The organism is Citrobacter sp. CRE-46 (assembly GCF_059615875.1).
In genome coordinates, this window is sequence record NZ_CM184341.1 from 3162135 (window position 1) to 3181505 (window position 19371).

The window sequence follows — 19371 nt, forward strand, 5'->3', positions numbered from 1 at the left end:
ACCTTAGGGTCGGCTTTTTTATATCGGCTCGACGCGTTTCATCCCGGTTAATTGTGGCATCACATCCTTCATTAACGCTAAAAATTTGCGCAACCGTGTCGGATAGTAGCGCGCCCATGGATAAACCAGATGCACCGGCAACGAGGCTGCCCGCCACTCGGGTAGCAGCATAACTAAACGTCCGTTGGCGATATCTTCTTCAACCATCCAGCTGGAAACAATCGTCACTCCCAGCCCGGCCAGCGCGGCATTTCTTGCCACATAAATACTGTCCGTACTTAATCTGGGTGAAATAGTCAGCGTGGCAGGTTCATTACGCGCCTGGTGTAGCAACGAAACGCTATGCTGAAAAAACGTGTTCACTGCAATCCACGGCAGCGCGGATAACTGCTCAGGGTGCGAAATTTCGCCATATTGCTCCAGCAATACAGGACTCGCCACCATGCTACGGGGAACTTCAGCCAGTAAAACGGAAACCGTGGCCGGATCGACTTCCGCGCCAACCCGAATCGCGCAATCAATATTATCGCTCAGGAAATCAACGGTTTTGTCGTTAAGCATCCACTCCACCGATAACTGTGGATAGCGCGAAAGAAACTGTAACAGCGGCTCAAGGAGCTGTTGCTGTCCAAACGCATGCGGCGCCCGTACGCGCAACGTCCCCACCGGTTCATCTTCCGTGACATTAAGTCCATCTTCCAGCGCCAGCCAGGCATCAATGATATTTTTGGCATGCTGGTAACCGCGCTCTCCATCGTCGGTTAATTTCATCGCATGCGTGGTACGCATGATCAGTTTCACACCCAGCAGAGTTTCCAGGGATTGCAACCGTCGGCTTACCGTCGCTTGCGTTGTCCCCATCTGTTTTGCCGCTGCCGAAAGCGACCCTGCTTCAACGATACGCACAAACGTGCGCATCAATTCCACCCTATCTATACGTTCAGTTTTTATCATTACCAGTTTCTTCATACGTCTGACGTATAACTGTTTTACCACTGCGCTCGCTACCGCACCACCCGCAGAAGGATAAAAATAGCCGCACATCCTGTGATTGAGGAATCATTTGTGAACACACACACCGCACTTTCCCGTTGGGTCATTTTCGTTCTGGCATCAGGTGCCGGATTCAGCGTTGCCGCTATCTACTATGCCCAGCCCCTTCTGCCTTTAATGGGTCAGGATCTGAACTTAAGTATTACCGGCATGGGACTGGTTCCGACGCTGACCCAGGCGGGATACGCGCTGGGTATTCTGTTTTTATTGCCATTGGGCGATCGTTATGACCGCCGGACATTGATCCTGCTGAAAAGTATCTCTCTTGCCGTACTGCTTCTGGCATGCAGCTTTACCGGGCAGTTACATTCACTGCTAATAGTGAGCCTGTTGATGGGCATGGCGGCAACAATGGCGCAGGATATCGTTCCCGCGGCGGCTATTCTGGCGCCGGAAGGCAAACAGGGAAAAACGGTGGGCACGGTGATGACTGGCCTGCTGTTGGGGATTTTACTCTCGCGTACCGTTAGCGGACTGGTGGGTGAAGCGTTTGGCTGGCGTGAGATGTACCAACTTGCCGCCGCCAGTATTGCCATGATTACCGTAATTATGTGGAAGGTACTGCCTCGTTTTACGGCCCATTCTACGCTGAGCTACCCGTCATTGATGCTCTCTATGGCGCAGCTCTGGCAACGGTATCCCGCATTGCGCCGCGCGGCGCTGGCACAGGGCTTTCTGTCCATAGCCTTCAGCGCTTTCTGGTCCACGCTGGCGGTGATGTTATCTGAACATTATCACATGGGTAGCGCGATGGCGGGCGCGTTTGGTATCGCGGGAGCCGCCGGTGCGCTTGCCGCGCCGTTGGCGGGTCATCTGGCCGATAAAGTGGGCGCAGCAAAAGTGACGCAGTTAGGTGCTTTGCTGGTAACCGTCTCTTTCGCACTGATGTTCTTGTTACCCGCCCTGCCAGTACAGGGGCAGTGGCTGCTGATTGCTGTTTCGGCGGTCGGTTTTGATCTCGGATTGCAATCCAGCCTGGTTGCCCACCAGAACCTGGTTTATGGCCTGGAGCCTCAGGCCCGGGGCCGTCTGAATGCGCTGCTGTTTACTATGGTGTTCATTGGTATGGCGCTGGGTTCCGTTCTCGGGAGTCAGGTCTATGCGCTGGCAAACTGGGAAGGTGTGGTGACGCTGGCAACCATCAGCGGTGCGCTTGCGCTGGTAATAAGGCTGACGGGAAATCTGTCGCTTAGCAAAACAACAGTAGCCTAAAAAAATGCCCGCTCCTGGGTGTTAAGGGAGCGGGCAGACAAACATACCCAGTTTCAAGATATGTTCAAAAAGAGATATTACCGATTAAGCTGGAACAACGACATTCCCTGCATATCGGTAAATGCTTTATAAGAAGCCTGAAGTGCGGCCTGCTGCATGACGTAGGACGAAATCGCCGCATTCCAGTCGACATCCACCAGGTTGCTCATCTGTTGGGTTTGGCCTAACGCACGATCGGCTCCCAGTGAATCCAGTGAGCTCAGTTCACTCAGTTGGGTACCCAATTCTGCGCGAACGGAAAGCACGTTATTCAGTGAGTTTTTCAAGCCACGATTGGTTTTATCGATAGCGGCGGCGGCCTTATCCTTTGCCACATCATCACCCGCAATAGGAATTTTTAGCTCTTCAATCGCGCTGTCCAGCATTTTGAACAGGTTCTTTTCCTGGGTGCTACCCGGTGGTTCCGGTACGGCGTTGCTGGTCAGGCTGGCGAAGATTTTGTCGCCCGTGTGACCAATGACCATGGTACGGGAAGCATCAACCTGCTGGGTCACATTTGTTGTTCCACCGCTATAGGAACCATCAGCCTGGGCAAACGGGGCCGATTCGGTTTTATATCCGCCAAAAATGTAGCGCCCATTACCGTCGGTGCTGTTCGCCAGGTTCATCAGTTGATCGCGGATACCCTGCAAATCAGTGGCCAACGATGCACGGTCATCATCACTTAATGTACCGTTACCGGCATAAACAATTTTCTCCTGCGCAGCCTGAATAGCCGTTGTTACCTGGCTCAATACGTTCTCTTCCAGCGAGACTTTCTGCGTCGCGAAGGTGCGCGCCAGCGTGTACTGGCTGTTCTGCGCCTGAGCCTGAGAAAGCACTACGGCCTGCGACGCGGCAATCGGATCGTCAGACGGGCTGATCACGCGTTTGCCGGTCGACATCTGCTCGCCGAACTTCATCCATTCAGCCTGAGAGTTAGTGATGCCACGCATATTCTGCTGGTACATCATCTGGGTGCTGATACGCATTGTGTCCCTCTCCCTTAGCGAATATTAATCAATGCATCAAACAGCGCATTCGCAGTTTGCAATACCTGTGCGTTAGCCAGGTAATACTGCTGATAACGCTGCAAATTACCGTATTCTTCGTCGAGGTTTACCCCGGAAACCGACTGCTGCTGGTTATAAAGCTGCTTGACCACATTGTTTTGCGTGGTACTGCTGGTTTTCAGCGTCGCCGTTTTGTTGCCCACGTCACTCACCAGGGTGGCGTAAGCGTCATTAAAGGTTTTATTACCAACAGTTGCCTTGGTTTGCAGATCCAGCAGTTTCTGACCGTTACGGTTATCGCTTGCACCTGTATCTGCAGCAGGATCAGTGTTTTTCTCTGACGCCATGGCGATTTTCGACTCGTCTGTCACCATGACTTTCATATCAACGATAGCGTTGCTCACGGGTTTCAGAATAAAGCTGTCGTTATCGTTAGCGCCGGTTGGATTAGCCTTAACCGTTACCTTCAGACCATCAATATCCAGTTTACCGTTCGCATCAGGTTTAGCTTCAAACGTGGTGTTATCGGCCAGACGCGTCACCTGCCATTTGCCGCCGCTAAACACAACTTTATAGTCGGTAGCCTGCACTTTCGAACTGTCATCAACTTCAGCACTTAATTCTGCTTTACCGGTATTTTTAGCGTTACTCAGTACGGACGGGCTGCCGATAGCAAAGAAATCTTTACCCGCATCGCCGTTAGCATCAAAACCTTCTTTATGCTGGGTGTTAAACGCATCGGCAAACGCCAGCGCCAGTTGGCCCAGCGTGTTACGCGTTTGATCCAGTTCCTGCGAACGGAAGGTGAGCAGTCCACCCAATGAACCGGTATTCAGCAGTTTCTCAGGGATCTCAACCGCTCCGGCAACGCCATCCACATACGCAACGGTTGTACGCGAAGGATCGTCACTGGAAGGCACTGCCGCCAGTTGGCGCGCATTGCTGCCCTGCACCAATGAATAACCGTTCGCCATGGTTACGTTGTAAGTGCCGCCGTCCTGAACGCTGACTTCCACGCCGACAAGCTGGTTCAGTTCACTGACCAGTTGGTCGCGCTGATCGAGCAGATCGTTAGGGGATGCCCCCGCCCCAACACCGGTCAGACGAGAAATCTGGTCGTTAAGGCTGGCGATTTGTTTCGAGTAGTTGTTGATCTGATCGACGCTGGCTTTGATAGCGGTATTAACCTGCTTATCCTGATCGCGCAGATACTGATCGGTCGTTTTAAACTGATTCACCAAACCGTCAGCTTTACCGATCAGCGCCTGGCGTGCCGCCGGATCTTCGGCGTTGCTGACCAGCGTTTGCAGACTGGTAAAAAAGTCCTGCATTGAGGTCGAAATCGAACTGGTTTTGCTGGACAGCAGGTTGTCGATTTTCGACATTTGCTCATAACGGGTCGTCAGACCGCTGCTCTGGTTTTGCGCTGCCCGCAGCTGATTGGTGATAAACGAGTCATACTCGCGCTGCACGCCAGAAACATAGACGCCATTGCCTACCCAGCCCCCCGCACCCAGCGTGCTGTTCGCTTGCGCCATAATTGTCGTTTGTCGGGTATATCCGGCAACGTTATAGCTGGAGATGTTATTACTGGCAGTGTTCAACGCGGCCTGCGCTGCGCTGAGTCCACTCATCGCGTTATTAATCAAGCTGGACATGGAGGTTCCTTGTAATCCTTCAATACTCGTTATTATCGGCAGCAGGTCGGTAGACTTGAGCTATTTAAAAGAGATTATCGATGTTCGTGCTGTAGGTTTTGCTCACCTTTTCACTCATCGATTTCAACTGCTGGATCATGCTGGTTAATTTCCGCGCATAGTTAGGGTCGGTAGCGTAACCGGCATTTTGCAGGGCCTGCGCGCCCTGCTCTGCGGTTGCAGCTGCGGTCACCGCCGCATAGCGCGGGTTACGGGAAATCAGCCCGACATAATCCGACAGCGCCTCAAGGTAAGAGCTATAGACGCGGAATCTGGCTTTCACCTTTTTCGCCTCGCCGTTTTCATATTCGGTTGTGGTGATTTCGGTCGTTGGTCCCTTCCAGCCTCCCGAAGCCTTCACGCCAAAAATGTTGAAGCTCGGTTCGCCGTTTTCCCGGCGAATTTGCCGCTGGCCCCATCCGGACTCCAGCGCCGCCTGCGCCAGAATCAGATGATGCGGAACGCCGCTTTGCTGACTCGCCAGTTTTGCCGGCAGCGACAGCTGGGCGAGGAAGTCTTTACTGTCGCCCGACAGCGGCTCATCATTACTTTCCGTCGTCCTCGGGATGGCTTTGCGCACCAGTTGCGTCAGCGCCTGGTTTTGATAGCTGGTCACCGTTTCCAGCGGAAACTTCATCGGCACCTGTGGCGCATCATCAGCAGGTTGCGCTTGTCCTTGCGTCATCTGCTTAACCATCATTTCAGCCAGTCCCAGACCTTTGCCTGCGGTCATCTGCTGCGCAATTTGTTGGTCATACATGCTGGTATACAAACGCGTTGAATCGCTGCTAAACACGCCATCTTTCGGCAACGCTTCACGCATGCTTTTCAGCATCATCTGCACGAACATCCCTTCAACCTGACGGGCCACGGGGCGAATATTCGCCGCCGGATCCTGACCCGCTTTCGCTTTCAGTTCGTTCAGTGCTTGCGCATCCCAGGCGGCGCTGGTCAGCAGTTTGCTGTCGCCAATCATCAGATGATTTCCAGTTTGGCGCGTAAGCAACCCGCGCTCTGCATCGATTGCAGAATGGACATCAGATCCATCGGCGTCGCCCCCAGCGCATTCAGCGCGCGCACGACGTTGTTCAGATTGGCGCTGGAACGTACGCTTTGCAGCGAGCCGCCGCTCTGGCGCAGATCGATCTGCGTTTGTGGCGTCACTACGGTCTGCCCGCCGCCAAACGGCGTATCCGGCTGGCTGACGTTTGCCTGGCGGTTTACCGTAATCGACAAGTTACCCTGCGCTACGGCACAGCTATCCAGCGTGACTTCACGGTTCATGACTACAGATCCCGTACGCGAGTTGATAATGACCTTCGCGTCCTGCGGCGTGACGTTCACCTCCATATTCTGGATGTCGGCAAGGAAGCGTACCTGCGAACTGTTGCCGCTTGGCACACGCACTTGTATGGTCCGGGCATCCAGCGCCGTCGCGCTGCCAAAACCACGCGAGCGGTTAATGGTGTCGGTAATCTGCTGCGCCATAGTGAAATCTTCATTATTGAGCTGCAGATTAATAGTGTTGCCGCCGCCGAACTGGCTGGGCAACTCACGTTCGATGGTCGCGCCGTTGGTGATGCGTCCGCCATTGAGCTGGTTAACTTGCACGCTACTGCCCCCCGCAGCCGCGCCCGCACCGCCAACCAGAATATTCCCCTGCGCCAAGGCATATACCTGGCTATCGACCCCTTTCAGCGGAGTCATCAGCAGCGTTCCGCCGCGCAGGCTTTTGGCGTTCCCCATGGAAGAGACCACCACGTCAATGGTTTGCCCCTGGCGACCAAAAGCCGGGAACTGCGCGGTAACCATCACCGCCGCCACGTTTTTCAGCTGCATATTGGTGCCGGTTGGTACGGTGATCCCCAACTGCGACAGCATGTTATTGAGCGTTTGCGTCGTAAACGGCGTCTGTGTGGTCTGGTCACCGGTACCATCCAGCCCGACCACCAGCCCGTAACCTATCAACGAGTTTTCCCGCACGCCCTGCACGCTGGTCAGGTCACGAATACGGTCGGCATGCGCAAAGGCGGTTGCCAGTACCAGTACCATTCCAACAAGAGATTTAAACACCGGGTACCTCGCTTACATCGGCGACAAGTTAAGGAAGAAACGCTGTAACCAGCCCATATTTTGCGCTTCATTGATGTAGCCGTTACCGACGTACTCAATACGCGCATCCGCAACCTGAGTTGACGGTACGGAGTTGCTGCCACTGATGGTGCGCGGGTTAACGACCCCGGAGAAGCGAATGAACTCAGTGCCCTGATTAATGGCGATCTGTTTTTCACCCACGACATGTAAATTGCCATTCACCAGGACCTGATCGACCGTTACGGTCAACGTACCGCTGAAGGTATTGCTGGCGTTCGCGCCGCCTTTACCGTTAAAGGTGTTCCCACCGGAGGCTTCTACGTCGGCACGTTCGTTACCAAACAGCCCTTGCAGGTAGCGCGGTACGGTATCAAAACCAAAGTTGGTCTTGCCGTCGCGACTGGCATTTGCCGAGGAGCTTTTGCTCGCGCTGACGTTTTCCTGCAATACGATGGTCAGCGTATCGCCAATATTGCGCGGACGGCGGTCTTCGAAGAGCGGCTGATAACCGTAGTTAATCGGCTGCGCCGACTGGAAGATTGAGCCATTCGCCACCGGCGTCGGGCCTGGAACCGGTTGAGCCGACGTCGCGCCCTGCACGAGCGGCGTGGCTGGGATCCAGGCGCACCCTGTCAGTGAAACCACCAGCAGAGCTAAAATTGGGTATGGGTGAAGCGCGTATTTTCGCATTGCGGTCATCTTCAAAATCAGTGTGCCGGTGAGGTTCTCACCCCACCGGACTCCACTTTAGAGTTGCGTCAGTTTTTGCAGCATCTGATCGGTGGTCGATACCGCTTTACTGTTGATTTCGTAAGCGCGCTGAACCTGGATCATGTTTACCAGTTCTTCCGCCACATTGACGTTAGAGGTTTCAACATAACCCTGGTACAACAGACCCGCGCCATTCAGCCCCGGCGTGCTCTCATTCGGCGCGCCGGATGACTGCGTTTCGGTGTACAGATTCTCACCAATACTTTCCAGGCCGGTGTCGTTCATAAAGGTGGTCAGGTTAAGCTGCCCGACCTGAACAGGCGCAGCCTGACCCTGTTGGGTCACACTGACAATACCGTCACGTCCAATGGTGATGCTGAGCGCGTTAGCCGGTATGGTGATGGCAGGCTGAACCTGAAAACCACCCGCCGTCACTAACTGACCGTTCTGATCCACCTGGAAAGAACCGTCACGGGTATAAGCTGACGTACCATCAGGCAGCATGACCTGGAAAAAGCCCTGGCCTTTAATCGCCACATCTTTACTGTTATTGGTTTGCGACAGGTTCCCCTGGCTGTGTAAACGCTCGGTTGCCACCGGACGCACACCGGTACCAATCTGCAAACCGGACGGCAGTGTGGTTTGTTCAGAAGACTGGGCGCCAGGCTGGCGAATCGTCTGATACAACAGATCTTCAAACACCGCACGTTGGCGCTTAAATCCGTTGGTGCTGACGTTTGCCAGGTTGTTGGCAATCACATCCATGTTGGTTTGCTGCGCATCCAGGCCGGTTTTGGCGATCCATAATGAACTGATCATAAAATGTCCTGTGTTAACTCATCGACAGCAGTTGGTTAGCGCGGCCCGCGTTATCATCCACGCTACTGATAATCTTCATCTGCATTTCAAAGCGGCGGGCGTTGGCAATCATGTCGCTCATCGCGGCAACCGGCTTGACGTTACTACCTTCCAGCACGCCCGACATAACGCGGATGCTCGGATCGGCCTGTAACGTCGCGCCACGGGTAGCCTGCGCGGCCTGGGTCAGACGAAACATACCGTCATCACCACGTTGCACTTCATTCCCCGTCGCCTTCACCAGTTTCAGACGCCCAACGGGCGCAACCGTATTAGCCGGATCGCCTGGGTTAAGCGCCGAGATCGTCCCGTCAGCCGCAATGGTGACTTCGGAACCTTCCGGTACGGCTATCGGCCCGGCTTCACCGATTACCGGATGCCCCTGAATAGTGAGTTCACCCGTAGGGCTTACCTGAATGGCGCCATTACGGGTATATCCTTCGCTACCGTCTGCGGTCTGGACAGCCAACCAGCCGTCCTGTTGCAACGCCACGTCCAGCGGGCGTGAGGTATAGTCCATCTGGCCCGGCGTCATGTCGGCCCCCGGCGTGGAGGCCACCACCAGCGTACGCGTCGGTAAAGACAAACCTTCAACGGGAACCGCACGCAGCGCATTAAGCTGCGCACGAAAGCCCGGCGTGGAGGCGTTTGCCAGGTTGCTGGCCGTCACCGCCTGTTGATTCAGCGTCTGACTGGCCGCGCCCATAGCGGTATAAATTGCGTGATCCATTAAGCCATCCCGTCAGGCGCTTAGCGCAGGTTGACCAGCGTGTTGAGGATCTGATCCTGGGTTTTGATGGTCTGCGCGTTCGACTGATAGTTACGCTGAGCGACGATCATATTCACCAGTTCTTTACTCAAATCCACGTTTGAGGCTTCCAGCGCGCCGTTGGTCAGTTTGCCGAAGTTACCTTCGCCTGCGGTACCCAGCAGCGCCACGCCGGAAGCCTGTGTAGCCGCCCAGACGTTGTCGCCCTGAGACGCCAGACCTTCATTGTTGGCAAAGTTTGCCAGCACGATCTGGCCCAGTACCTGTTGCTGTTCGTTGGAGTAATTACCGACCACGGTACCGTCATTGTTAATCTGGTAGCTCACCAGATCGCCCGGCTTGTAGCCGTTCTGATTCGTGGCGACGATGTTGTTGGCACCGGTGTTCTGCTGCATGGAGTTCAGGAAGCTCAGGGAGAATTTTGCGGTATCTGCACCGTTAATTTGCCCTGTTTCGATGTTGATGTCCGTTCCTGCTGGCGTACCGGTTGCCGTAGCGCTAATCCCTAAAAACGCACCATTTTCGTTAAACTGCATAAACCCGGCTGATTTTGCAGGGTCGCCGGTTGAGGCATCCTGAGTGTGAATTTCCCAGGTGTTGCTCTGCGCGTTTTTGACATAAAAAATATTCATGTCATGGGCGTTACCCTGACTATCGAAAACGGTAACAGTGCCTTTTTTGTTGTAGGAATCCGCATCGTTTGGATTAAACGGCGTTTTGCTTGGTACCTTGTCAGTGGAGTTCAGGTTGATCTGCATTGACGCGGTAGTCGTGGTTTTCGCCGCCATCAGCGTATTCGGAATCGTGATCGGTGCCGGGTTAGCACCTTGCTGTATTGTCGGCGGTGTACCGGTAGCAGGATAACCTGTCAGTTGCAACCCCTGCATGTTAACGATATTGCGGTTTTCATCGAGCTTGAACTGACCGTTACGGCTGTAGAATACAGAGCCGTTGCTGTCTACCATACGGAAAAATCCGTTCTGGCTGATAGCCACATCCAGTCCGCGTCCGGTATTGGTGGTAGTACCATCGGTAAAGTCCTGAGTAATACCCGCAACTTTAACCCCCAGGCCCACTTTAGAACCGGCGAACATATCGGCAAAAGAAGCCGTACCAGATTTAAAACCGTAGGTAGCGGAGTTGGCGATGTTATTACCAATGACATCGAGGTTGGTCGCTGCAGCGTTCAGACCGCTGACCGCTTGAGAAAAGGCCATGACTTACTCCTGATAAGTGTGAGGGCTTAGATTATTTGCCGTACTTCGTCGAGGGTGGTGGTTCCATAGGTGCCCAGGTCCAGCGTATTACCGCCGTTACTGCGAATAACACCCTGCACCAGCGCAAACTGAAGCGGCTGCGCCACCAGTTGCGTTCCGCCATTGCTGGCAGCAATTGAGACGTTATAAGAACCGCTTGGCGCATCCGTGCCATCGGTCATGGTGCCGTCCCAGGTAAAGGTATGAACTCCTGCTTTCAAGCCGCCGATATCAATAGTGCGTATCACTTTGCCGTCTTTATCGGTAATCGTTGCAGTGACCTTATCTGCTGGCTGCTGCAGCTCAACGCCAAACGGCGTGGTGGTGGTTTTCGCGCCCTCTTCCGTACCTTTACCGGTCAGGATGGTGGTGCCTGGGATCATGACGCCGTGACCAATCAACGTACTGGCCTGCAGCGACTGACTGTTGTCGATCTGCCCGGAAATAGACCCCAGCGTGGTGTTCAGTTTCTCAATCCCACTCACGGTGCTAATTTGCGCCAGTTGGGTGGTCAGTTCGTTGTTTTGCAGCGGGTTGGTTGGGTCCTGGTTTTTCAACTGTGCGACCAGCAGCGTCAGAAAACTGCTTTGCAGGTCAGCGGCATTACTGCCCGTCAGGGAGCTATTCCCGGTAGCGGCTTTAACGCCTGCATTGCTCGGGTCATTCATGGTTACAGCAACAGACATGTGCGTCTCCTTTACTGGCCTAACGTAAGCGTTTTGAGCATCAAGCTTTTCACGGTGTTGAGCACTTCGACGTTTGCCTGGTAGCTACGCGAAGCGGACATGGTGTTGACCATCTCGCCGACGACGTCCACATTCGGCATTTTTACGTAGCCGTTCGCATCGGCCAGCGGATTACCCGGCTCATACACCAGCTTATCCGGCGCCTGGCTTTCAATAACGTCAGCCACTTTTACGCCGCCTGTAGCCGCCCCTGGCGCGGCATCAACCTGAAAAACAACCTGTTTGGCGCGATACGGCTGACCGTCGGGTCCGGTGACGCTATCCGCATTCGCCATGTTGCTGGCCGCCACGTTCAGACGCTTAGACTGCGCCGTCAGCGCAGAGCCTGCGATATCAAAAATATTTAACAGCGCCACGAATTAGTTCCCTCCTTGCAGCACGTTCATCATGCCTTTGATTTGTCCGCCCAACGCGGTCAGCCCCATTTGATATTTGAGGCTGTTGTCTGCAAATTGCGTACGTTCCCGGTCCATATCTACCGTATTACCATCCAGAGACGGCTGGTCAGGAATGCGATAGAGCAATTCCGTAGCGGGAGCAGAAGCGGTTTGGGCCGGAATATGTTGTGCAGAGGTCAGCGTCAACGAGACGCCGCCGGTTTGTTCCCGTCCACGCACCATGACTTTTTTCAATTCACTGGCGAAATCCAGATCGCGCGCCTGATACCCCGGCGTGTCGGCATTGGCAATGTTGGCGGCCAATATTTCCTGGCGCTGGGCGCGCAAATTCAGCGCTTCCTGTTGAAAACGTAAGGCGGCGTCGAGCTTATCGAGCATATCTCCTCCGCAAATGACAAAATTCAGCCGACAGCTTAAATCCCATTACGCGCGCGTTATCGCCGGAATAAACGCAAAATGCGTCGCTATTTGTTGCGTTGATGACTGCGTCACACAGGTAAAATCCTGCCACTACCTGAAAAAGCGCGAGGTTTTGATGCAAACGTTTAAACGTGGAATAGTTGTGGCAGCACTGCTGTTCAGCCCTATGACGCTGGCGCAAGACCTGAATTCACAGCTGACGGCATGGTTTTCCCAACGTCTGGCCGGATTTAGCGATGAGGTGGTCGTCACTATCCGTACGTCGCCTAACCTACTGCCCAGTTGCGAGCAACCCGCATTAAGCGTGTCAGGCAACGCGAAACTGTGGGGGAATGTGAACGTGCTGGCCCGCTGCGCCAACGAGAAACGTTATTTGCAGGTGAATGTGCAGGCCACGGGAAACTACGTGGTTGCCGCCGCGCCCGTCGCCCGGGGCAGTGCGCTAACCCCGACCAGCGTGACGTTAAAGCGAGGCCGGCTGGACCAACTGCCGCCGCGCGTCGTGTTAGATTTGAATCAGGTGCAGGACGCGGTGAGTCTGCGCGATCTGGTTCCCGGTCAGCCGATACAGCTTTCAATGTTGCGCCAGGCCTGGCGGATCAAAGCTGGCCAACGCGTACTGGTTATCGCCAATGGCGATGGCTTTCGGGTGAATGCCGAAGGTAAAGCGCTGAACAATGCCGCCGTCGCACAGAATGCGCGAGTGCGGATGATTTCCGGCCAGGTGGTGAGCGGCATCGTCGATTCTGATGGGAATATTCTTATTAACCTATAATAGGTTAAAGATTTTTTAGCGTGTGCCGATAGATAAACAACCAATGATTACAGCGGGCCGCTATAGCGTACCCCCTCGATGAGGATAAACAAAATGAGCATTGATCGTACCTCACCATTGAAGCCAGTCAGTACCGTTCAGCCACGTGAAACCAGCGATGCGCCGGTACAAAAAGCGCGGAAGGAAAAAACCACCGCGACCACCAGCACCAGCGTCATGCTGAGCGACGCCCAGGCCAAACTGATGCAGCCCGGCACCAATGACATCAATATGGAACGCGTCGAAGCATTGAAAACCGCGATCCGTAACGGTGAGTTGAAAATGGATACCGGAAAAATTGCCGACTCGCTCATTCGCGAGGCGCAGAGCTACTTACAGAGTAAATAAAGTATGACTCGTTTGTCAGAAATACTTGATCAGATGACAACCGTCCTCAATGACCTGAAAACGGTAATGGATGCTGAGCAGCAGCAGCTTTCCGCCGGATACATCAACGGCAGCCAGCTACAGCGTATTACAGAAGAAAAAAGCTCTTTGCTGGCAACCCTTGATTATCTGGAGCAGCAGCGCCGTCTGGAGCATGACGCCACGCGCAGCGCCAACGATGAGATTGCTGAACGCTGGCAGACGATCACCCAAAAAACGCAGCATTTGCGCGACCTCAACCAGCACAACGGATGGCTGCTGGAAGGGCAAATTGAGCGTAATCAACAAGCGATTCAAGTGCTGAAACCGCACCAGGAGCCGGCGCTGTATGGCGCAAACGGTCAAACCTCTGCTGCGCACCGCGGCGGGAAAAAATTCTCTATTTAATGCCAGCCTGATCGCTCGCAGCTTTCAGGCCAGCGCGTTCTGCAGGCCGGATCCGGCGTAACGCCGCCATCCGGCAATTATCGGTTACGCCGTCCGGCGCACAAACTCTTTCACTTTAAAACCCAGCACAGCAAGCGCGGCGAAGTAAGCTGCAATCCCAGCCACCACGACGGCCATCAGACGCAGTAAACGCCACAACATCGTTCCCTGCGACCAGTCCGGCATGATATAGAGCATCCCGAACAGGACCGCTGACATCACCACGACGGAAATCACCAGACGCGCCAGAAACCAGGCCCAGCCCGGTTGCGGGGTAAAGATTTTCTGTTTACGCAACTGCCAGTAAAGCAGTGACGCGTTCAGACATGCCGCCAGACCAATCGACAGCGACAGCCCGGCATGCTTCAGCGGGCCGATAAACGCCAGGTTCATCACCTGAGTCATAATCAGCGTCACAATAGCAATTTTCACCGGCGTTTTAATATCCTGGCGCGAGTAAAAGCCAGGGGCCAGAACTTTCACCACGATCAAACCAATCAAACCGACCGAGTATGCCACCAGCGCGCGCTGGGTCATGGCGGCATCAAAGGCGGTAAATTTACCGTACTGAAACAGAGAAACCGTCAGCGGTTTTGCCAGAATACCCAACGCCACAGCGCTGGGTAATGCCAGCAGAAAACACAGACGCAGCCCCCAGTCCATCAGACGACAATACTCATCATGATTACCGCTGGAAAAGCTTTTTGATAACGATGGCAACAGGATAGTCCCCAGCGCCACGCCAAGGACACCGGACGGGAACTCCATCAAACGGTCGGCGTAATACATCCAGGAAACCGAGCCGGAGGCCAGAAACGAGGCGAAAATCGTATTGATGATCAGTGAAATCTGGCTGACGGAAACCCCGAGGATCGCCGGCCCCATTTGCTTGACGACACGCATCGCCCCCGCATCGCGGAAGTTCACGCGCGGCAGCACCAGCATGCCAATTTTCTTCAGATGCGGCAGTTGATACACCAGCTGCAGCACGCCGCCAACGGTCACGGCCCATGCCAGCGCCAGTACCGGAGGATTAAAATAAGGCGCGGCAAACAGCGCAAAACCGATCATGCTGATATTCAAAAAGGTCGGCGCAAACGCCGGAATAGAAAAGCGGTTCCAGGTGTTAAGGATTGCGCCGACCAGCGAGGCCAGTGAAATCAGCAGGATATAAGGAAAGGTGATCCGCAGCAGTTGGGTCGTCAAGGCAAATTTGTCGGCGGTGTCGGCAAACCCTGGCGCAGTGACTAAAATGACCCACGGCGCAGCCAGCATCCCGGCAACCGTCACCACGGCCAGCGCCAGCGTCAGCAGCCCTGAAACATAGGCAACAAACACGCGGGTAGCATCCTCACCCTGCTTACTTTTGTATTCAGCCAGAATAGGCACAAACGCCTGAGAAAATGCGCCTTCAGCAAAAATTCGGCGCAGCAGGTTAGGAAGTTTGAAGGCCACAAAAAAGGCATCGGTCGCCATCCCTGCGCCAAAGATTCTGGCGACAATCGCATCACGCGCAAAACCCAGCACACGTGAAAACATCGTCATCGAGCTGACGGCTGCCAGCGACTTTAATAAATTCATCTATGTTGTATTCCAGACCCTGAGGCAAAACCCCGTATAACCAACATCGCCATCCGGCAATGTCACTGTGCCTGATGGCGACGCCGCAGCGTGTTATCAGGCCTACAAGCCAGCCTATGGTTGAAAAGAGGTGTTATTTTGAGTTGGCATATAGTACCTGGATTACAATGAATTACTACCGCCAGATGTTACAGGCGGTTATTCAGCCATCGCCTCCCGCCATAGCTTTTCGACAACACGCTGGGCCAGTAGCGCCTGCTCGCCTGCCGTCTGAGGAACCGTCTGATTTTGCACACACTCCATGAAATGCCGCGCACATCCGGCAAAACCTCGCTGTTCTAAGGTCGTTTGCCAGCCTGCTATCGGCTTGTGTACGACACCTTGCCCGCGTTCTTCCCGCCATTCCCGCATATCTGTGACGTCAATCAGTCCCCCATCGGTCACCGCCTGAACGCACTCCCGCTGGCTACCTGCACGCCGATGCATACTGGTTGTTATCTGTAGCTGATCGACAGAAAAATGGTGCTCGGCGTAGAGCATCGCGCCAGCGTCATTAGTCAGCAGAGTACCGCTATTTAACTGCGCCCTCCCTCCTGCCAACCACAACGCAGTATCGACCACGTGCAGATAGTCATCCAGCAGAGTGAAACGCAGGTCATGCGGCCCCACGCTGTCCGAACGATGCTTATCCATACGCACAGACGCTGCGTTGCCCAACATGGCTTTGAGATCCTGATACAGCGGCGCAAATCGGCGGTTAAAGCCGACCATCAACGTCAGTTTTTTCCGCGCGGCCAGCTCGACCAGTTGTTCAGCCTCACGCAGATTTTCCGCCAGCGGTTTATCCACACACACATGGACCCCGGCATTCAGTAGTTCACTGACCACCGCAAAATGCGTCGCGGTGCTGGAATGGACGAAAACCGCGTCGCAGGTTTTCGCCAGATTCACCAGGGAGTCAACGTAGGGTATGCGCCAGGTCTCACAGACACGCAGCGCTTTTTCCCGCGAAGGTGAAAACGCGCCTTGCAGCGTCCAGTCAGCGGAACTGCCCAGTACGGGCAGCCAGGCTTTTTGCGCAATGCCACCCAGACCGACAACACCGATACGTAATTTATTCACGTTAGTCTCCCAGGTGCGCCAACAAAGAATCCAGCCGCTGCTTAAGTTCCGCGACTTCTGTTTCCAGGGCTTCAACGCGCGCCTGCAGATCGCCAGACGCCACCGGGAGTTCATCTGCCGCAGCGATGGGCTCATCAACATCACCGCAAAACAGGTGCATATAGCGACTTTCGCGTTTACCCGGCTCGCGCGCCAGACGGATCACATAAGGGCCATCTTCACGGGTCGCCAGTTTTTCCAGCGTCGACTCCACTTCAGCCATATCGCGGAATTCGTACATTCGCGAAGCACGGCTTCGCAGTTCGCCCGGCGTTTGCGCGCCGCGCAGCAACAGCGTGGTGACCAGCGCCACCTCGCCTGCGCTGAGTTTCAGATTGCCAAATTCAGAGTTGCAGAAACGCTGCTCATATTTCGTGACGCGATTGCCAAAGCCGCTCACCGTACGCAGAAAATGCCGCTTCACCAGGTTATCAAGCTGATCCTGCACTTCCGATTCCGACAGATTCATCACCGGTTCACGATTCGTTTTTTGATTGCAGGCGGTGACGACGCCATTGACAGAAAGCGGATACTGTTCCGGCGTGGTGACTTGTTTTTCCAGTAAACAGCCAATCACGCGTGCTTCGGTGGCGGTTAATTCGTATTTCATCGTCTTCTCCATTATTCAGGCTAACCTGAAACTTAGCGGCCTGGGGTCCATTCTGATGTGGTCAACGCCGTCAGCACATGATCGCGCCACTGCCCGTCAATCAGCAGGTAATCTTTGGCATACCCTTCTTTTTCAAAACCGAGTCGCGCCAGCAAGTCACCACTACGTTTATTGTGCGGCATATAGTTCGCCATAATGCGGTGAATATGCTGCGTGCGCTGCATATAACGAATGGCCGAGGTTAAAGCTTCGTACATCAGCCCCTGCCCCTGCCACCTTTGCGCAATGGAATAACCGAGATAACAAGCGTGGAAAGATCCCCGCACCACGTTCGAGAAGTTCGCGACGCCGATAATCTCTTTTTCTTCCGGATCGAGCAGCGCAAAATAATACGCGGTGCCTTGTTTATGAAACTCAGAGATCATACTCAGACGCGCCTGCCAGCCGGAGGGATAACAGTGGCTTTCATCGCGAATAGGTTCCCAGGGTTTTAAGAAATGACGATTTTCTGCGTAATAATCTGCCAGACGCCAGGCATCACGCTCGTGCACCAAACGCACGACCAGGCGGTCCGTGGTTAAGCGCACTTTTGGCACGTTACTGCGATAGCCAAACATTCTATACCTACTCCTTCCCGTAACGTCTTCAATACGCTATTCGCGATACTATACCTGTGCAAATATGCCCTTTGAAAAGAGCAAATTGCCATTTTTTGAATTATTCACACATTTTGATGAAAACTCTCTATCAAGACGGGCTTTTGATAAAAAAATATTGTCCCGCGAAGGGTGGGAAAAGCGATGACGACACCGCAGAATAGGAGATGCTTATCTTTTAAACTCTAACCAGAGTGACGAGTTTTTCCCGGGAGGGGAAATGTCGCAAGTCTCGCAGGCAAGGAACCTGGGTAAATACTTCCTTCTCATTGATAATATGCTGGTCGTGCTGGGCTTCTTCGTCGTTTTCCCGCTGATCTCAATTCGCTTCGTCGACCAAATGGGCTGGGCTGCCGTTATGGTCGGGATCGCGTTAGGATTGCGTCAATTTATTCAGCAAGGTCTGGGTATTTTTGGCGGCGCTATTGCTGACCGTTTCGGCGCAAAACCGATGATCGTCACCGGTATGCTGATGCGCGCCGCCGGGTTCGCCACCATGGGTATTGCCCACGAGCCTTGGCTGCTGTGGTTTTCCTGTTTTCTTTCCGGGCTGGGCGGCACGCTGTTCGACCCTCCCCGTTCGGCGCTGGTGGTCAAACTGATCCGCCCGGAAAAGCGCGGGCGTTTTTTCTCTATCCTGATGATGCAGGATAGCGCAGGCGCCGTGGTTGGCGCGTTACTTGGCAGTTGGCTGTTACAGTACGATTTCCGCCTGGTCTGCGCGACAGGAGCCATTTTGTTTGTTCTGTGCGCGGCGTTTAACGCCTGGCTACTCCCGGCATGGAAATTGTCGACGGTGAAAATTCCGGTACGTGAAGGGATGGGCCACGTGATGCATGACAAACGTTTTGTCACCTATGTGCTGACACTGGCGGGTTATTACATGCTGGCGGTACAGGTCATGTTAATGCTGCCAATCATGGTGAACGACATCGCTGGCTCGCCTGCCGCCGTGAAATGGATGTATGCCATCGAAGCATGCCTCTCGTTAACGCTGCTCTATCCTATTGCCCGCTGGAGTGAAAAACGTTTTCGCCTGGAACATCGCCTGATGGCCGGTCTGCTGGTGATGTCTCTGAGCATGATGCCCATCGGTCTTGTCGGCAATTTACAGCAGCTATTCACGCTGATCTGCACCTTCTATATCGGCTCGATCATCGCCGAACCGGCGCGTGAAACCCTGAGCGCCTCGCTGGCTAATGCACGCGCGCGAGGAAGTTACATGGGCTTCAGCCGACTTGGGCTCGCCATCGGCGGCGCAATTGGGTATGTCGGCGGCGGCTGGCTGTTTGATATGGGCAAAGCCCTGGCGCAGCCTGAATTGCCATGGATGATGCTCGGTATTATCGGCTTCATCACCTTCCTGGCTTTGGGCTGGCAATTCAGCCACAAACGCCCGACGCGCGGCATGCTGGAACCCGATGCCTGATAGCTAATCCGGCGCACGAGCACTTTTCAGTTTTTTCTGCT

The 19371-nt window shown here is 54.3% G+C and carries 21 protein-coding genes; 5 read left to right on the forward strand and 16 right to left on the reverse strand.

Going from position 1 to position 19371, the window contains the following annotated elements; translation table 11 throughout:
• Positions 1-18: 18 nt before the first annotated feature.
• The gene (locus AC534G_RS15435; protein ID WP_110498363.1) at positions 19-1044 is read right to left on the reverse strand and encodes a LysR family transcriptional regulator; all 1026 of its coding nucleotides are present in this window, start codon (positions 1042-1044) and stop codon (positions 19-21) included.
• A 21-nt stretch (positions 1045-1065) separates the two neighbouring features.
• On the opposite strand from AC534G_RS15435, the gene AC534G_RS15440 reads away from it, so the two are divergent.
• On the forward strand, positions 1066-2265 hold the full coding sequence (locus tag AC534G_RS15440) for an MFS transporter (protein WP_110498835.1): 1200 nt from the start codon (positions 1066-1068) through the stop codon (positions 2263-2265).
• Positions 2266-2342: 77 nt separating this feature from the next.
• On the opposite strand, the gene flgL is transcribed toward AC534G_RS15440, so the two are convergent.
• The 11 genes from flgL to flgB all read right to left on the reverse strand — a co-directional run bounded on the left by flgL (position 2343) and on the right by flgB (position 12224).
• Positions 2343-3296: a flagellar hook-associated protein FlgL gene (flgL, locus tag AC534G_RS15445; protein ID WP_110498365.1), complete on the reverse strand. Its 954-nt coding sequence runs from the start codon at positions 3294-3296 to the stop codon at positions 2343-2345.
• A gap of 14 nt (positions 3297-3310) precedes the next feature.
• Positions 3311-4975, reverse strand: a complete 1665-nt coding sequence (gene flgK, locus AC534G_RS15450; RefSeq protein WP_110498367.1) for a flagellar hook-associated protein FlgK — start codon at positions 4973-4975, stop codon at positions 3311-3313.
• A 64-nt stretch (positions 4976-5039) separates the two neighbouring features.
• Positions 5040-5990: a flagellar assembly peptidoglycan hydrolase FlgJ gene (gene flgJ / locus AC534G_RS15455; protein WP_085048529.1), complete on the reverse strand. Its 951-nt coding sequence runs from the start codon at positions 5988-5990 to the stop codon at positions 5040-5042.
• Complete coding sequence (locus AC534G_RS15460; RefSeq protein WP_087857787.1) at positions 5990-7066, reverse strand: flagellar basal body P-ring protein FlgI; 1077 nt, start codon at positions 7064-7066, stop codon at positions 5990-5992. Before AC534G_RS15460 ends, flgJ begins: the two co-directional genes overlap by 1 nt.
• 33 nt (positions 7067-7099) lie before the next feature.
• Positions 7100-7798, reverse strand: coding sequence for a flagellar basal body L-ring protein FlgH (flgH, locus tag AC534G_RS15465; RefSeq protein WP_016152630.1), 699 nt, complete (start codon positions 7796-7798; stop codon positions 7100-7102).
• A gap of 57 nt (positions 7799-7855) precedes the next feature.
• Positions 7856-8638, reverse strand: a complete 783-nt coding sequence (gene flgG / locus AC534G_RS15470) for a flagellar basal-body rod protein FlgG (protein WP_006685087.1) — start codon at positions 8636-8638, stop codon at positions 7856-7858.
• 13 nt (positions 8639-8651) lie between these two features.
• A complete protein-coding gene (locus AC534G_RS15475) occupies positions 8652-9407 on the reverse strand; it encodes a flagellar basal body rod protein FlgF (protein ID WP_038639704.1) in 756 nt (251 codons plus the stop codon).
• 20 nt (positions 9408-9427) lie between these two features.
• The gene (flgE, locus tag AC534G_RS15480; RefSeq protein WP_085048530.1) at positions 9428-10663 is read right to left on the reverse strand and encodes a flagellar hook protein FlgE; all 1236 of its coding nucleotides are present in this window, start codon (positions 10661-10663) and stop codon (positions 9428-9430) included.
• A gap of 26 nt (positions 10664-10689) precedes the next feature.
• Complete coding sequence (gene flgD / locus AC534G_RS15485) at positions 10690-11388, reverse strand: flagellar hook assembly protein FlgD (protein WP_038639698.1); 699 nt, start codon at positions 11386-11388, stop codon at positions 10690-10692.
• Between the two features lie 11 nt (positions 11389-11399).
• The gene (gene flgC / locus AC534G_RS15490) at positions 11400-11804 is read right to left on the reverse strand and encodes a flagellar basal body rod protein FlgC (RefSeq protein WP_006685091.1); all 405 of its coding nucleotides are present in this window, start codon (positions 11802-11804) and stop codon (positions 11400-11402) included.
• Between the two features lie 3 nt (positions 11805-11807).
• The gene (gene flgB, locus AC534G_RS15495; RefSeq protein ID WP_038639692.1) at positions 11808-12224 is read right to left on the reverse strand and encodes a flagellar basal body rod protein FlgB; all 417 of its coding nucleotides are present in this window, start codon (positions 12222-12224) and stop codon (positions 11808-11810) included.
• A 157-nt stretch (positions 12225-12381) separates the two neighbouring features.
• Here flgB and flgA point away from each other — a divergent pair, with 157 nt between their 5' ends.
• From flgA to flgN, 3 genes are all read left to right on the forward strand, one after another.
• Positions 12382-13041 (forward strand): flagellar basal body P-ring formation chaperone FlgA, encoded by a 660-nt coding sequence (flgA, locus tag AC534G_RS15500; RefSeq protein WP_110498369.1) that lies wholly within the window; start codon positions 12382-12384, stop codon positions 13039-13041.
• Positions 13042-13134: 93 nt separating this feature from the next.
• Positions 13135-13428 (forward strand): flagellar biosynthesis anti-sigma factor FlgM, encoded by a 294-nt coding sequence (flgM, locus tag AC534G_RS15505; RefSeq protein ID WP_003832153.1) that lies wholly within the window; start codon positions 13135-13137, stop codon positions 13426-13428.
• A gap of 3 nt (positions 13429-13431) precedes the next feature.
• A complete protein-coding gene (flgN, locus tag AC534G_RS15510; RefSeq protein ID WP_069323314.1) occupies positions 13432-13854 on the forward strand; it encodes a flagella biosynthesis chaperone FlgN in 423 nt (140 codons plus the stop codon).
• A gap of 84 nt (positions 13855-13938) precedes the next feature.
• Here flgN and murJ read toward each other — a convergent pair whose 3' ends face one another.
• From murJ to rimJ, 4 genes are all read right to left on the reverse strand, one after another.
• A complete protein-coding gene (gene murJ, locus AC534G_RS15515) occupies positions 13939-15474 on the reverse strand; it encodes a murein biosynthesis integral membrane protein MurJ (protein WP_038639684.1) in 1536 nt (511 codons plus the stop codon).
• A 198-nt stretch (positions 15475-15672) separates the two neighbouring features.
• Positions 15673-16596, reverse strand: coding sequence for a Gfo/Idh/MocA family protein (locus AC534G_RS15520; protein WP_199951608.1), 924 nt, complete (start codon positions 16594-16596; stop codon positions 15673-15675).
• Position 16597: 1 nt separating this feature from the next.
• Entirely contained in the window at positions 16598-17245 is a 648-nt protein-coding gene (locus tag AC534G_RS15525) for a YceH family protein (protein WP_069323312.1), read from the reverse strand.
• 32 nt (positions 17246-17277) lie between these two features.
• Positions 17278-17862: a ribosomal protein S5-alanine N-acetyltransferase gene (gene rimJ, locus AC534G_RS15530; RefSeq protein ID WP_110498374.1), complete on the reverse strand. Its 585-nt coding sequence runs from the start codon at positions 17860-17862 to the stop codon at positions 17278-17280.
• A 259-nt stretch (positions 17863-18121) separates the two neighbouring features.
• Between rimJ and mdtH the strand changes: the two genes are divergently transcribed.
• Positions 18122-19330, forward strand: coding sequence for a multidrug efflux MFS transporter MdtH (mdtH, locus tag AC534G_RS15535; protein WP_038639676.1), 1209 nt, complete (start codon positions 18122-18124; stop codon positions 19328-19330).
• Positions 19331-19371: the final 41 nt, after the last annotated feature.

Coding starts and splice junctions, on each gene's coding strand:
- AC534G_RS15435 (WP_110498363.1), bottom strand. CDS start 1,044: ATGTGCGGCTATTTTTATCCTTCTGCGGGTGGTGCGGTAGCGAGCGCA.
- flgL (WP_110498365.1), bottom strand. CDS start 3,296: ATGCGTATCAGCACCCAGATGATGTACCAGCAGAATATGCGTGGCATC.
- flgK (WP_110498367.1), bottom strand. CDS start 4,975: ATGTCCAGCTTGATTAATAACGCGATGAGTGGACTCAGCGCAGCGCAG.
- flgJ (WP_085048529.1), bottom strand. CDS start 5,990: ATGATTGGCGACAGCAAACTGCTGACCAGCGCCGCCTGGGATGCGCAA.
- AC534G_RS15460 (WP_087857787.1), bottom strand. CDS start 7,066: ATGGTACTGGTACTGGCAACCGCCTTTGCGCATGCCGACCGTATTCGT.
- flgH (WP_016152630.1), bottom strand. CDS start 7,798: ATGCGAAAATACGCGCTTCACCCATACCCAATTTTAGCTCTGCTGGTG.
- flgG (WP_006685087.1), bottom strand. CDS start 8,638: ATGATCAGTTCATTATGGATCGCCAAAACCGGCCTGGATGCGCAGCAA.
- AC534G_RS15475 (WP_038639704.1), bottom strand. CDS start 9,407: ATGGATCACGCAATTTATACCGCTATGGGCGCGGCCAGTCAGACGCTG.
- flgE (WP_085048530.1), bottom strand. CDS start 10,663: ATGGCCTTTTCTCAAGCGGTCAGCGGTCTGAACGCTGCAGCGACCAAC.
- flgD (WP_038639698.1), bottom strand. CDS start 11,388: ATGTCTGTTGCTGTAACCATGAATGACCCGAGCAATGCAGGCGTTAAA.
- flgB (WP_038639692.1), bottom strand. CDS start 12,224: ATGCTCGATAAGCTCGACGCCGCCTTACGTTTTCAACAGGAAGCGCTG.
- flgA (WP_110498369.1), top strand. CDS start 12,382: ATGCAAACGTTTAAACGTGGAATAGTTGTGGCAGCACTGCTGTTCAGC.
- flgM (WP_003832153.1), top strand. CDS start 13,135: ATGAGCATTGATCGTACCTCACCATTGAAGCCAGTCAGTACCGTTCAG.
- flgN (WP_069323314.1), top strand. CDS start 13,432: ATGACTCGTTTGTCAGAAATACTTGATCAGATGACAACCGTCCTCAAT.
- murJ (WP_038639684.1), bottom strand. CDS start 15,474: ATGAATTTATTAAAGTCGCTGGCAGCCGTCAGCTCGATGACGATGTTT.
- AC534G_RS15525 (WP_069323312.1), bottom strand. CDS start 17,245: ATGAAATACGAATTAACCGCCACCGAAGCACGCGTGATTGGCTGTTTA.
- rimJ (WP_110498374.1), bottom strand. CDS start 17,862: ATGTTTGGCTATCGCAGTAACGTGCCAAAAGTGCGCTTAACCACGGAC.
- mdtH (WP_038639676.1), top strand. CDS start 18,122: ATGTCGCAAGTCTCGCAGGCAAGGAACCTGGGTAAATACTTCCTTCTC.